Raw genomic sequence first — 12,686 nt, forward strand, 5'->3', positions numbered from 1 at the left:
TCTCCAAACACGACAGACTGCTCATGGATTTGGAAAGACTCCGAATCAGATTGTCAATTTCCGGGCTAGCGGCCTTTGCCATAAAAATGAAAATCGGCAAAAGCTATGAACTGAAGCCAATCGTAGAGCAGGATGTCGTGTATGCCATTGCGGAGGTGGTAACCGATGTGCCGTCCGGTGATGGGTTGCTCGACAGCGGGCGGTTTATTTGAATCGAGTCCCTTTAATCCGTACAAACGGTACACCTCGCTGGCATGGTACGCTGACAGATATTCGCCTTTTGGATCGGCAAGTAAATCTTTCGATGCGCTGGCAATATACAGGGGCCGGGGAGCTATACAGGCCAGAAGCTGGTGAAAATCAACGGGCAGGCGCGCGATGTCCTTTTTAAACAGCATCATGTTTTTACAGTACCAGAAGGCGTTACTTGTCAGAGCGTGCTCGAACGTTTCCCCAAAATTGCGCCGACAGATAGCCGCTCCCCCTTCACCCGAATCGTTGGCGATGACCAGGGCAAAGCGGGGGTCCTGTGCCCCGGCCCAGAGCGCCGTTTTGCCCTGCCGGGAGTGACCAATCACTGCAACCCGTTTAGCATCAACCTCCTGGTCCTGTTCGAGATAATCCATCGCCCGCATCAGCCCCCAGGCCCAGGCCCCGATAGTGCCCCACTCGCTGCTGTCGGGCTCGGTCTGACCTTTTTTGTAAAAAAGCGGGTGGATGCCGTTCTGAAACCCCTGATTGTTATCGGGGTCAAGATCACCATAGTAGATTGTGGCAAGGCCGTATCCCCGCGCCAGAATGGTATCGACTGGAAAGCGCCGGGCGTGCTTGCCCCGTGTGACCGCCGTAGCCCGGTTGTCTTTTGTCCCAACGGCGGTGTCATTCCGTACCCATTGGTCGGTGATAGTGATTTCAGGGTCCGGGTAGACCGCCTGGTTACCGAAATAATTCAGAGACAGAAAAACCGGAACCGGTTTGGCGGCCTTGGGCAGGTACATCAGGATAGTCATTCGGTGTTTCGATGATTGACCGAAATGCACTACAATCTCCTTTCGGCGTGCTTTCCCGTTGAGGGCATTAGGGTTTTGGTTTCGGACTTCAAACCGCATCGGAACAGTCGTTTGCGGAGTTTTTCCATACACCCACTGGCTGAATAAATTCATTGTGGCCGGTCGGCCATAGCGTTCCCAATCTTTCGCCGTTTTAACCGGATGTCTGGAGTCGGCCTTAAGCACTGCGAGCAACGTGTAGGAGCCAACGTTTTCTTCCTGGTAATTAATAGGCATGCCTAAATATGTTTGCTGGGCAACGCTGGGCAGTGAACCAAGAAAACTGAGGAGCAGGAAAAGCCAATTTTTCATAAAAAAGGTTGATAGGAGCATTAAAACAGGTGCATGGTTCCCCCAATTTATGGAGTTGTTCGGCTCCTAATTTAGGCGTTCATTTTCTATTTTGCCTCTCCCGGCGCCGTTAGCGGCTCGTGATGAATGGTCCAGAGGATACCGTTCTGCATCAACCGCCGGAACGGTTCGTGCAGCCAGTTGTCGTGAAAATGACCGAGCGTACTGGCGAAACTCCGGCCCGAAGGCACTCCGGCCACGCTGGGTCGTACGAGTGTCCAGGCTACCACCTCGGACTTGTCCCCAACCGGTACCTGAATCAGCGGTTCGGCTTTTTCGCTCAGTTGCGGATTGACGTAGATTTCCTCCATGATGGGCCGGGATTCCAGCCCCCGCAAAATCGGGTGGCCAGGTTTTACCAACTGCAGGCTAGTCGGGTCGAGATTGAGCGCTCCCGGTGGCCGGTTCCACCATCCACCCGCATAACCCATATACCGGGCTCCGTTCCGGGGTGTTGCGCCCGTGGCGTAATGCAGGGCCGTAAACCCGACGCCCGCCCGCATGAGCCGGTCAAACTGAGCCTGATATTTTTCCATCAGCGTATCGCCCGCCCGACCTGAATAATACACGATGGCCGAAACCCCTTCGAGCAGGGTCGAGTCGCGCGGCCAGCCATAGTCCGGAGATACAATAGCCTCTACATCGGGCAGTTGGTTCAGATTTTGGGCCAGCAATTCGGTTACTGCACTGTACATATGGGTGTTCCAGGGGTGGTCGGTGGGTGTTGTAAGTGTCCCTAAAATTCGGACAGTCTAAAATTAGAGAAACACTTAATTTTAGACTGCCATGAAAAAGACACGATTTACCGAAACTCAGATCGTTACCATCAACCGCGCTGCCATGCCTGGCCGTAAGCAACAGAAGTCGATGTTTGGTTGTCTGCTATCTGGTGAAAAACCGGATGACAACTCGCCGGTTCTTAGCCCTGTTTTCCTCCGTATCGTTGGGAGCGGCCGGTGCATCGGAGCCTTTCCACGACGAAGAAAGCTGATTCGCCCCAACTCCTTTTTGCCGTAAATACTGTGCGACTACCCGCGTTCGGTATTCTGACAACGTCATGTTCAGACCCCGCTCGCCAACGTTGTCCGTGTAGCCGGTAATCCGCCCCAACATAGTACGCCGGTTAATCATTCGCCAGGCAACGGTGTCGAGTTTACCCTTAACCTCACTGCGCAACGAGTAATCACTTTGGTCAAAGTATAAAATGGTACTGTCGAAGAACGTTGATGGTTGCGCTTCGGTCCCGATCAGTGGTGACTGCCCGGGACGATTTAGCCGAAACATCGCCAGATTTAGGCCTGGCCCCATCCTGAATGTTTCATCTGCCACGACGTGCCCATCCAGCGTTGTAGTCAGAAATTTATAGTCCTGCCCCGGTTTGAACGTACCCCAATCAAAGAAGCGGATCGGTACGTTCAGGCGAGACATGAAATGCTTATTGGTAGCATACCGAAATTCATATCGAAATTTTTGGTTAGCAGGCATATCGTACGAAACCGCCAGTACATTATAAAGGGGCAGTAACTTAATCTGGTATAAGTCGTCGGCTGCTCCCGATTGCCCGACCACCAGTTCCCCACGGTAGGGTTGATAGCCATCGGCGCGGACGTCGAACGTCATCTTCTCACCCGGATTCAGCCTGACGAAGGATGGCACTTTTGCCGAGTCGAGCTCAACGCACTCGGTACGCCCTCGCCGGGAATCCATGAAGCAGATCGTTGCGGGTATTCGTCTGAACGTTCGGGCGTGCAGTACCCGGAAATACACGTTTCGGGTTTTGCCCAAGCTGCGCGGTTTGTCAGCGGGCTTATCAATAAGCTGGTACGTCCTGGCTACCTGCTGCGAATCACGGTTGATCACCGGTACCGAAATCATGAATTGAGCGTTCGCATTCATTTTTCCAACCCTAGTCACGGGTATGGTTTTCGTAGGATATCCGTCAACCTCAAACGACAGCGCCTGAGTCGAATCCGAGATCTGGAACGTAAAATGACCGGCGGCATTACTCTCACCAACCTTCCGTCTTTTGCCGTTCACTAAAGCCGTTACACTGGCTTTTAAATCCATTCCGGTAGTGACGTCCCAGCATACTCCGCTGATCGTTATGGTATCCGCCGGTATCCTTTTATCGGCTGGAAAAGAATCTATTGACGAAAGGCCAAACAGCCAGAAAAGCATAACCGAAAGCATAGTCATGATCCAGGGGTAAGAATACGAGATAGTCTAGTGACTACTTAGCGCAAAGGAGTAAATATGAGTAAACAAAACCAAACACAGGCCAGATCAGGTTATAGGCGAATTACCCATTATACCCCAAACCAACTCGTGTCCGCGACACCTATGAACAGTATACAGATTGCCTTTATTTCAAACAGCATTTCTTTCGTCAGCATACCCATGAACGTAGTGTAACTAATCGTAAGTGACGGATGTTAAAAATCACGCCGGACGTACTGGATGACATAGTCGGTCAAAAGCCGGACGAATGCAATTGATCATTTAAACTTGCCAGTTACACCTGATCAACCTTACTTTGTTCATTCACCGGCTTTTACCCGCCCGTGCGTATGATACAATCCCTTCAATCGTACCCCAAACAGCGCTGGCTTCAGGAAATTTTGCTGTTTCTGGGCTTTTTCACGCTTAACTCACTGACCTCCTGGGAACTGATCAATTCCCGGTCGTTGCTGGGGCAGGAGCTCGTGTACTTCTGTCTGCTCTATGGTCACGCTCAGATTCAGCGATTTTTCATACTGCCAAAACTCCTCGATGGACACCGAACGCGTCGATATGCCGCGCTGTCTGTACTGATTCTGCTGCTTTTCTCGGTAATCCTGATGCTGGTCAATGAATGGCTTTGTACCGAAGAAATCAAGAAGGAGTTTGCGCCGGGGCTTATCTATCTCTACACAGTAGCCTGCGCAACCGTGAGTTTACTGCTCTTCAACGTTCCGCTGGTGGTCAACCGCTTCTACCAGCAACGTCAGCAGCAGGAGCAGTTTAATCGGTGCATGCAGGAAATGGAACTCAGTGTGCTGCGGTCGCAGATGAACCCGCATTTTCTGTTTAATACGCTGAATAACCTGTACGGCGTCAGTCTGCACGAACCCACCCGAACCCCGGATCTGATTATGCAGCTTTCCCAGCTTCTGCGGTATCAGATGGACAGTACACGTCGGATGTGGGTACCGCTGGCCGATGAACTCGACTTTTTAACCAGCTACATTGCGCTGGAAACGGAGCGAGTCGGTAGCCGCTGCCGGGTGCAGGTCAGCGGCCTGACGAATCAGGAGCCGGATGGGTATGTTGTAGCCCCGATGCTGCTGATGCCTTTCGTCGAAAACGCCTTTAAGCACGGTACGGCTGGCATTAACGTATGCGAGGTTAAAGTAGCGGTCACCGTTTGCGACGAAAAGCTGCACCTGCACGTAGTGAACTCGGTGCCGGGCCGGGCCAAAGCGCCCGTTTCGACGGGTGTAGGCCTCGATAATACCCAGCAACGCCTGGATATGCTGTATCCTGGTACGTATCAACTTGACATTCAGTCCTCACCAGATCGTTACGTGGTCGATCTGACGCTGCCGCTCCAGCGATTGTCAGACCGAAAGCCCATCGGTACGGAACTGGTCGAAGCCTAACCACCGAAACGCTGCCTGATTCGACGCATTACTCTTGAAAGCGTGGTCTACCCTCATTTAACGCATTACACCTATGGCTGAGCCACTACGCTGTCTGATTGTGGACGACGAAATAGCCGCTCACTACGTCCTGGAAAATTACATTGGCCGCATGGATCGGCTGGTGCTGGCCGGACAGTGCTACAACGCCCTGGACGCCCTCAACTTTCTGCACCGCCAACCAGTCGACCTGTTGTTTCTGGATATCAACATGCCCGAATTGACGGGTCTGGAGCTGCTCAGTAGTTTGAGCTACGCCCCCCGTACGATCCTGACGACGGCCTACACCGAATTTGCGTTGCAGGGCTATGACTACGGCGTGACGGATTACTTAGTCAAACCGATTCCCTTCCCGCGCTTTCTGAAAGCGGTCGATCGCGTGCTGGCCCAGCAGCCGGCGTTGGTGGGGGCACCGGCCGTACCGGCACCCGCGTCGGTGATCCCCACCGACTCGATTATGGTGAAGGTAGATGCCGACTGGATTCGGGTCCGGCTGGACGAGTTGCTCTACGTCCAGAGCTGGGGCAATTACGTCAAGCTGTTTCTGCCGGGCCGGATGCTGCTCACTCCCTTAACGACCTCCGAACTGGAGAGCCGACTCCCGACGGATCAGTTCATCCGCATCCACAAATCCTATATTGTGGCACGTAATAAAATTGAACGACTGAGCGGCAACACCCTGCACATCGGCGGCTCAGAACTGCCGGTTGGTATCACGTTCCGGCGGGAGCTGACCGACCGGCTGCATAAATGAGCGTGAACACTATGGCCTTGCTGTCAACCCCGGCTTTCACGACGATCCATCAGCTTTTCAAACCGCTTCAGCCGACCGTAAGCGGTGAGACGGGAGCGGTACGTTACATAGAGCAGCCACCTGCCCCTACCCTGGCCCCATGGATTCACTGCTACTGGCAGCTGGCTACCAACCAGCCGCTGAACCAGCCTTTTGTGTACCGGGTGGTTGCCGATGGGTGTATCGATCTTTTTTTCGATCTGATGGTGCCCGACGACAGCTTCGTCATGGGCTTAGCCACTACGTACACAGAGTTCCCTTTGGCCGGGCGCTTCAACTACGCCGGCGTCCGGTTCCTGCCCACGGCCTTCCCCCTGCTCTACCGCATCGATGCGTCTGAACTGACCAATCAGGTTGAAGCCTTCCGGGATGTTGCCTCAACGGCTGCCCGGCAGCTAACCAGCCTGATTGCCGGCCATACCGCACTGGAAACCATCAAACCGCTGTTAGACAACCACTTCACGCAGCAGTTTGCAACGACCAACCCTGACCCAGACCGCCGACTCATGCAGGCTCTTGCGACTATTCTGACCGCTGGCGGAACGCTGAACGTATTGAGGGAACTGGACGTGGCCATCAGCCATCGGCAGTTGAGCCGGCTGTTTCAGCAATACGTGGGTGATACGCCTAAAGTATTTAGCCGGATTGTCCGTTTTCAGCAATTGCTGGCTGCTAGGCCCTCAGTTCAGGCGCTGCACCACGACAAGGTGTTCTACGACCTGGGTTACTACGATCAGGCGCATTTCATCAAAGAGTTTAAGACGTTGTACGGGCAGACACCTAGCAACGCGTCAAACGTCGATATAAAGCGTTCCTGACCTCTCCCCTGTTCTCCCTTCGAATGTCCAATTTTTACAATACCGGCCGGATTGGGGTGGCTACTTTTGTACCACTCGTTACGTAACAGCGGATCTAGTCCGGTATGAAAAAGCACCTGGTTTTAGTCTGTCTATCACTGCTGGTTCTGGACGTATACGCCCAGGGAACGACCGGCATTAAACAACAAAAAACGATGAAACTGAACGCGGGCATTATTACGCCCAAACTGAAAGAAACGAAAGCCTTCTACACCAATGTACTGGGCTTCGGTACGACCTTCGAGAATGATTTTTATCTGCTGATGCACACCCCAAACCATCAGGCTGAACTCAGTTTTCTGCTACCCAATCACCCCAGCCAGCAGCCCCTGTTTCACAAACCATTCACCGGTCAGGGCCTGTACCTGACGATTGAAGTAGACGACGTCGACAATCTGTATCAGGAACTGAAACAGAAAGGCATTCCGATCAAAATAGCTTTACGGAGCGAGCCCTGGGGCGATCGGCACTTTGCCATTGAAGACCCCAACGGCATCGGCATTGACCTGGTTACATATGCCCCTCCCCAAAAAAAGTAACCTATCTTTACGGTAACCTGACCGATTAGCCTTTGGCCAGGCTACCGCAAAATTCAGCTTGAATGAAACGATTCTATTGGGTGGGCTACTGTGAAGAAGATCGGCTCAGGGCAACTCCTCAGATTGCCCGAATCATTAATCAACATGGAGCACTGGTTAACAGCAACTTCTTTTCGGATCTGGCAACCAGCTTCGTGATTGAAGTCCCCGCCGATCAGATTCAGGCGTTGCATACTGATTTACAACAGCTAATTCAGTTGGAAGACGCCCAGCCCCTTCCCTCTAACGGATCTTACGAGTGTACGGTGCTGCTCAATCTCAGCTTTGCCCGGGGAAGTGGAAACCTGAAAGTCGAAGTCCCGGCGGTGCCGGGTTGAACTATGTTGTTTCGTTTACGGGCATGGCCGCTATGTCAGGATGCTGAAGGCGCACCAACTGTCCATAAATAAAACCCCGTTTTAGCGGGCACCCCGATTTGTAGGTCAGGGTTGTGCGAGTTATATTAGTGGCTACAGACCCTGTACCAGATCGAATACCAGCTCAACTGCGTTTGTTATGACTAAATCCCGCTTTGCTCTCATCGTTCGGTATGCAGCTGCCCCCTTTGCTATCATAGCCTTATGGAGTTGGTTCCAACCCGATTACTTTCCAGATTGGGCCTACGGAGCTTCTCTACTCGTTTCTCTCAGTTTAACCGGGCTTAGTACGCTGATTGAAAAAACAAGCTCCGGATCATCGTCAATCTGACCGAACCTTCCGGCAGTGGCTGTTGTAAAAGTCCGTCAGCCACTTAACCGAGCCATTCCAGCTCCAGCGGCCTTCAAATAACCCAACAATACCCGTCTATAACCGGGTAGCTGCCTGAACATGTAGTTCTGAGCCTTCGGCAATAGTCACGGAATTTATACAACAGACAGACTATAAAACTTACGTTTATCTTTACCCTCCTTGTCCTGTTCTTTACCAGCTGTACAAGGATCAATATTATCATTCAGAAACAGACGAACACTTTACCATCCTGAAAGAAGAAATCACGAGCTTGCCTGCTACGGAGGTCCAGTTTTACTGGGTGCAGAAAAGTATTGAGTCGTTAAAGTATGCCACGTCTTGTCAAAGTACAGAAGTGAAGTTTGATAAGCCTTATTTGATCGCTAATGGAATCAAATTTCATGTGTATCGGTGGCAGAGTACTCAGCATATAGCTGATCGTACAGGGCAAAAAATAATACGTACGGATCTGCGATTTTACCCTGAATAAACATTCGTTTTTGGGTAGTGTCTCTGTCTGAATGCCAATCACTTCGGCATTTCCTGTATGGTCTGTTGGCAGTTGCAATCAACCTAGTCAGAATACAACCAAGCAGACAGGTTGAAATTTGCCTTTTTTTCAAACAAGTTCTGTGACTGATGTTATGTAAAGGGACTAATCTTATAAATTGAAAAATAATGTTAAATGAACAAAATTAGAAAAGTCTCAAAAGAAAGATTTTAAGCCCAAACTACATTTATCTCTTCATTGTTAACTATTACGCTATCTTCATTTGTTTTTATATTTATAAATCTAGAATCTTTCGTCGTTGACTCACAAAATATAATGCCACTGAAATTACATTCTTCAAATAGGCTGCCGTAAATTTTAGCTTCGATAACTTCGGCTCTAGTAAAATCACAATTCTTAAACTGGCAATTATTGAAAATAGCACCGTGCATTACAGTCTTTATCAATGTAATATCTTGGAACACACATAAGTTAAAAACTGATTCATTTAAATGAGCGCTATACAAATCTACCTTTCTTAAAGTGACATTTTGAAAAGTAGCGTATGCACTTCCTATACATGAAAGATTAAGGTTCTCGATTGTAATATTTTTAACGCTCTTTCTATCTAATTGCGTTCTTTCCCCTTTATTACCTTCAGTTTGGATAAATGTCTCGTAGTTGATCAGAGCTTGGCTAATATCTTCCATCTTTTACTATAAATCTGTTGTATAAGTGCTGTGGCTGTTGCAAAAGTCGATACTCGCTTACGGTGCCTCTCTGAACCGGCCATTTTCAGTTGGTCAGTTTCCAGAAATTGGCGGGTGGATCGACTTTTGCAACAGCCACAGATTTTATGTAAAGCGAATTAAGTCAGAGTTAGCAGATTAATCCAAATCAGTTGCTTCTTAACTAATGGCTATCCTAATGTGACTTTGAGTCGGATAAATGACGCTTCAAAAAGTCATTCACCGCGCTGAAAAATAGTGTGGGCTGTTCCACGTTGACAAAATGGCCCGCTTCATTTATTCCCTTTACCTCGGCTTGAGGTAGTGAGCGACTTAGTTGATAGAAGGTGGTTGCGCCAGTGGGATCTTGCCAGCCATAAATAATCAGAGCTGGGCCCTTATAAGCTTTTAGTGTCGATTCTAAATTAAAGCCTTCCCGTCGTAAACTACGCCACATCAGCGAATTCATAGCTTGATTTCTAACTCCTTTTTCCACCTGAGCAAAAACAAGAGCGGCTTTCGATCGATCATAAACGGAATTAGCGACTCGTATTCGTCTTAGTTCTCTGGTGGCCAGTTGAGGGTTTTGTTTGCCCATCGGGGAATCCAGCCAATAATTGATTGCACTTGTATCTGAAAGTTGGTAACCTCTTTTGGTACTTGCGTCAATAATAGGAGTGTGTGCTAGGTTAATTTCGCCACTCCCATTCAAGATAAGCAGGCCAACCCGGTTAGGATAGCTAGCCGCATAAGCTGCGGCTAACATGCCGCCCCAGGAATGGCCATAGATGTTTAGTTTAGTGACCCCTAACCGCTTACGCAGTACATCCAGATCATTGATGGCTGAATGAATATTGATCGTGGTGCTATCCATAGGTTTGGTCCAGGAGCGACCCGTCCCGCGCTGCTCGAAGAGGATGACGCGATAGGACTTAGCCAAGCTGTCAACGACATCTGACTCTTGCTCTGCACTAATGCCAGGGCCGCCACTTAATACCACGATTGGCGTACCGGTTCCATAGGTATGATAGTACAAAACCGCATTATTGAGCACGAGTGAATCGGTCTTCTGAGCCCATGATTGGGTTTGTATAGATAGCTGCCAAATGAAGAGGATGAGTGAATAGTACTTCATGTCAGCTGGAGATAGAAGCTAACTGTGTTTTGACACTTTTTCCGGAGCAACTCAGCTCTCGAATTGTTTCTTCAAGATCGCTATTTTCCTGTTGCTGCGTCCATTGACTTAGTAAATGGTCTTTGCAACAGCCACTGCTTTTATGTTAAACTAATTAGATAATACTCATCTCTCAGCGGTATCTAAATGAGTCAATAGATCAATGTCCTTGGTGAAGGACCGAATAGGCTTTAGCCCATTTTCTTCTTTCTAAAATAAGTGATAGCTATCCCGTTCGCCTGATAGACCAGCTCTTATTCTAAACTCTATATCAGCCTTAGATATAAGAGGGTGATGTTCGCGTTGAAAAGAAGATTCATAAAAGCGAAGTCTGATGTGTACCTCTTCGACGTGACTGTATCTAGCAACGTAATACTAAACTACAAATCCTTGGCCCTCAGTGGCACTGTTTGTTACCCACTTGTCCGTAATCCAAGCAACTATATTGTTCATAACGTACTCTCCTTGTTTGTTGTATAATCTAATATTATGTCACAATAAGTTCTAAATAGTTATAAAATAACAGCCGTTGACAACTTCTCTTTTAATGACAGAACAAGCCAGAATTCAAACTGAGACGCTACCCGTTTTTGTATAAACCCAAGAGCACACTACTATGCTGGCCACAACGACATTTTGTACGGTATCTTGATACCTGATAAGTCATATTCAGTTATCTGCTTGCTTTTTTCGTTGTTATAAGCACGACACCATTTTTGCCTTTCATCCCGTATCGGCTAACTAAGTCGCTGTTTGAGGCCGGTGAAAGAACAGTCACATTCTGAATGTCATCAGGTCTAACCTTAAAGCTGCCCTTCTCTTGTGGATTGGCTACTTCAACGTTATCAACCAACCAAAGAGATGGACCATCTGCTCCGTTGAGAAATTTATTAGCAGTCGGTGCTGGAGGAATGCCATTACTGGCCTTGTTACATCCAATAAAACAACCCGCAAAACAACCGATCAATACAGTCAGGATAGTATGTTTAAGTTTCATAGTCTAAGGCATTAAAGGTTGAGAAGATAACATAAGTCCTTACATATCAATATACTTCTACTCATAAAAACCGGTCACCTATACTATTCTTTAACGTATTCCAGACGGGTCTTACCCTACAAACCTGCGTGTTCAGTAAACCGAACGTAGTGCTGAACAGCCTCTCCGATCTGAGCTTCCTCTTGCTCAGTCAAAACGCGTAACGGATGCAGTTCTACTCTGTTTTTGCCCTTTTGCCGGCACATCGTCCAGGTACCCGCAATCTGCCCGTTCAGCACAATGGTTTTGTGAAACAAGATGTTCCCTTGCCGGTGCAGTTCGCCCGTGTACGTCGGTTCCAGCAGCGTAGTCCGGTCGGCGTATCCAACTACGTATTCATCAAAGTTGGGAAGCAACAGCGCTTTCGTTGGCAACCGGTTCGGTATGGATGTTGGTACGTACCAGTAGGTTTTCTCTCCTGTTCCCTCACGTACCACCTGCGATTTGATGGATTCCAGTCCGGCTCGGGCATCGGTCAGGGTTAGCCCCGACCACCAGCTGAAATCCTGCACCGTGGCCGGTCCGTGGCTGGCGAAATACCGGGTTGCTAATTCAGCCAGAGCTTCCTCCCGTGAAAACGCTTTGGCAATAGGAACCCGTTCGGCCATCAACGCAAACGTATGGTGCTTACCGCGCATGGCTCCGCTGCAAACAATCCCCTCCAGTTCAGCACGGGTTAACAAGTGAGCCAGGGCATTAGCCCCCAGCGGAATAGCGTTCTGTCTGAGGACTTCGGCCAGTTCCGTTCGGGTCAGGTGCCGACCAGCTTTTACCAGCGCCTGCTCAATGAGGGCATTGCTCCGCGTAAACACGGCCTCATCCAAGCCAAGCTTACGGTCGTTGGTTCGCAGGAACGCCTTGATACGCGGAGCCGTAAGCATCAGCATCCACCGGATATCGGCGGGCGTTACAAAATGCCAGGTTGGACGTAGCACGTGCGTTCGCAAAACAGTACCCGCATTAAACGCCTGCATAAAGGCATCGCGGGTCAGACTCTCTATGCGCTGGGCGATTGACCAGGTTGCGTCATGAAATTCCTGCGACTGCACGGCCCCCAGCCAGCTTACAAGTTTCGGAACCGAGTTCCGGGAGGAATTATCCAGTTGCTGATTCGCTAACCGGCGGAGCAGGAAAGGATCTGTAGCCATTGATTTTTGAGAGGAATCCCCACGATTGACTGCGTAAAGATAGCTCCGGCCTGTGACAGCCCTATGTCAGCAGAGC

12 protein-coding genes are annotated in these 12,686 nt (G+C 49.6%); 5 read left to right on the forward strand and 7 right to left on the reverse strand.

Translation table 11 applies throughout. From position 1 onward, the window contains the following. Positions 1 to 65: 65 nt before the first annotated feature. The 3 genes from DYU11_RS24190 to DYU11_RS24200 form a co-directional block, all read right to left on the reverse strand. Positions 66 to 1,361, reverse strand: a complete 1,296-nt coding sequence (locus tag DYU11_RS24190) for an alpha/beta hydrolase (protein WP_119670297.1) — start codon at positions 1,359 to 1,361, stop codon at positions 66 to 68. Positions 1,362 to 1,447: 86 nt separating this feature from the next. After that, the gene (locus DYU11_RS24195; protein ID WP_119670298.1) at positions 1,448 to 2,095 is read right to left on the reverse strand and encodes a ThuA domain-containing protein; all 648 of its coding nucleotides are present in this window, start codon (positions 2,093 to 2,095) and stop codon (positions 1,448 to 1,450) included. A 187-nt stretch (positions 2,096 to 2,282) separates the two neighbouring features. Further along, complete coding sequence (locus DYU11_RS24200; RefSeq protein WP_158600354.1) at positions 2,283 to 3,467, reverse strand: OmpA family protein; 1,185 nt, start codon at positions 3,465 to 3,467, stop codon at positions 2,283 to 2,285. A 500-nt stretch (positions 3,468 to 3,967) separates the two neighbouring features. On the opposite strand from DYU11_RS24200, the gene DYU11_RS24205 reads away from it, so the two are divergent. From DYU11_RS24205 to DYU11_RS24225, 5 genes are all read left to right on the forward strand, one after another. After that, complete coding sequence (locus DYU11_RS24205) at positions 3,968 to 5,038, forward strand: sensor histidine kinase (protein ID WP_119670300.1); 1,071 nt, start codon at positions 3,968 to 3,970, stop codon at positions 5,036 to 5,038. Positions 5,039 to 5,111: 73 nt separating this feature from the next. Then, entirely contained in the window at positions 5,112 to 5,831 is a 720-nt protein-coding gene (locus DYU11_RS24210) for a LytR/AlgR family response regulator transcription factor (protein WP_119670301.1), read from the forward strand. After that, complete coding sequence (locus DYU11_RS24215) at positions 5,828 to 6,688, forward strand: AraC family transcriptional regulator (RefSeq protein ID WP_119670302.1); 861 nt, start codon at positions 5,828 to 5,830, stop codon at positions 6,686 to 6,688. The genes DYU11_RS24210 and DYU11_RS24215 overlap by 4 nt, the downstream gene beginning before the upstream one ends. 104 nt (positions 6,689 to 6,792) lie before the next feature. Continuing rightward, the gene (locus DYU11_RS24220; RefSeq protein ID WP_199736776.1) at positions 6,793 to 7,266 is read left to right on the forward strand and encodes a VOC family protein; all 474 of its coding nucleotides are present in this window, start codon (positions 6,793 to 6,795) and stop codon (positions 7,264 to 7,266) included. 62 nt (positions 7,267 to 7,328) lie between these two features. Beyond that, a complete protein-coding gene (locus DYU11_RS24225; RefSeq protein ID WP_119670303.1) occupies positions 7,329 to 7,643 on the forward strand; it encodes a hypothetical protein in 315 nt (104 codons plus the stop codon). A gap of 1,111 nt (positions 7,644 to 8,754) precedes the next feature. Here the strand turns inward: DYU11_RS24225 and DYU11_RS24230 are convergent. The 4 genes from DYU11_RS24230 to DYU11_RS24245 all read right to left on the reverse strand — a co-directional run bounded on the left by DYU11_RS24230 (position 8,755) and on the right by DYU11_RS24245 (position 12,610). Further along, the gene (locus DYU11_RS24230) at positions 8,755 to 9,234 is read right to left on the reverse strand and encodes a pentapeptide repeat-containing protein (protein WP_119670304.1); all 480 of its coding nucleotides are present in this window, start codon (positions 9,232 to 9,234) and stop codon (positions 8,755 to 8,757) included. 214 nt (positions 9,235 to 9,448) lie between these two features. After that, on the reverse strand, positions 9,449 to 10,387 hold the full coding sequence (locus tag DYU11_RS24235) for an alpha/beta fold hydrolase (protein WP_119670305.1): 939 nt from the start codon (positions 10,385 to 10,387) through the stop codon (positions 9,449 to 9,451). Positions 10,388 to 11,099: 712 nt separating this feature from the next. Continuing rightward, positions 11,100 to 11,423 (reverse strand): hypothetical protein, encoded by a 324-nt coding sequence (locus DYU11_RS24240; RefSeq protein WP_119670306.1) that lies wholly within the window; start codon positions 11,421 to 11,423, stop codon positions 11,100 to 11,102. 116 nt (positions 11,424 to 11,539) lie between these two features. After that, positions 11,540 to 12,610, reverse strand: a complete 1,071-nt coding sequence (locus tag DYU11_RS24245) for a winged helix DNA-binding domain-containing protein (protein ID WP_119670307.1) — start codon at positions 12,608 to 12,610, stop codon at positions 11,540 to 11,542. Positions 12,611 to 12,686: the final 76 nt, after the last annotated feature.

Source organism: Fibrisoma montanum (assembly GCF_003583365.1).
Classification (GTDB): Bacteria; Bacteroidota; Bacteroidia; order Cytophagales; family Spirosomataceae; genus Fibrisoma; species Fibrisoma montanum.

What these genes read in the sequence shown, in the direction of transcription:
- DYU11_RS24190 (WP_119670297.1), bottom strand. Translation starts at nt 1,361, where the DNA reads ATGAAAAATTGGCTTTTCCTGCTCCTCAGTTTTCTTGGTTCACTGCCC.
- DYU11_RS24195 (WP_119670298.1), bottom strand. Translation starts at nt 2,095, where the DNA reads ATGTACAGTGCAGTAACCGAATTGCTGGCCCAAAATCTGAACCAACTG.
- DYU11_RS24200 (WP_158600354.1), bottom strand. Translation starts at nt 3,467, where the DNA reads ATGGATTTAAAAGCCAGTGTAACGGCTTTAGTGAACGGCAAAAGACGG.
- DYU11_RS24205 (WP_119670300.1), top strand. Translation starts at nt 3,968, where the DNA reads ATGATACAATCCCTTCAATCGTACCCCAAACAGCGCTGGCTTCAGGAA.
- DYU11_RS24210 (WP_119670301.1), top strand. Translation starts at nt 5,112, where the DNA reads ATGGCTGAGCCACTACGCTGTCTGATTGTGGACGACGAAATAGCCGCT.
- DYU11_RS24215 (WP_119670302.1), top strand. Translation starts at nt 5,828, where the DNA reads ATGAGCGTGAACACTATGGCCTTGCTGTCAACCCCGGCTTTCACGACG.
- DYU11_RS24220 (WP_199736776.1), top strand. Translation starts at nt 6,793, where the DNA reads ATGAAAAAGCACCTGGTTTTAGTCTGTCTATCACTGCTGGTTCTGGAC.
- DYU11_RS24225 (WP_119670303.1), top strand. Translation starts at nt 7,329, where the DNA reads ATGAAACGATTCTATTGGGTGGGCTACTGTGAAGAAGATCGGCTCAGG.
- DYU11_RS24230 (WP_119670304.1), bottom strand. Translation starts at nt 9,234, where the DNA reads ATGGAAGATATTAGCCAAGCTCTGATCAACTACGAGACATTTATCCAA.
- DYU11_RS24235 (WP_119670305.1), bottom strand. Translation starts at nt 10,387, where the DNA reads ATGAAGTACTATTCACTCATCCTCTTCATTTGGCAGCTATCTATACAA.
- DYU11_RS24240 (WP_119670306.1), bottom strand. Translation starts at nt 11,423, where the DNA reads ATGAAACTTAAACATACTATCCTGACTGTATTGATCGGTTGTTTTGCG.
- DYU11_RS24245 (WP_119670307.1), bottom strand. Translation starts at nt 12,610, where the DNA reads ATGGCTACAGATCCTTTCCTGCTCCGCCGGTTAGCGAATCAGCAACTG.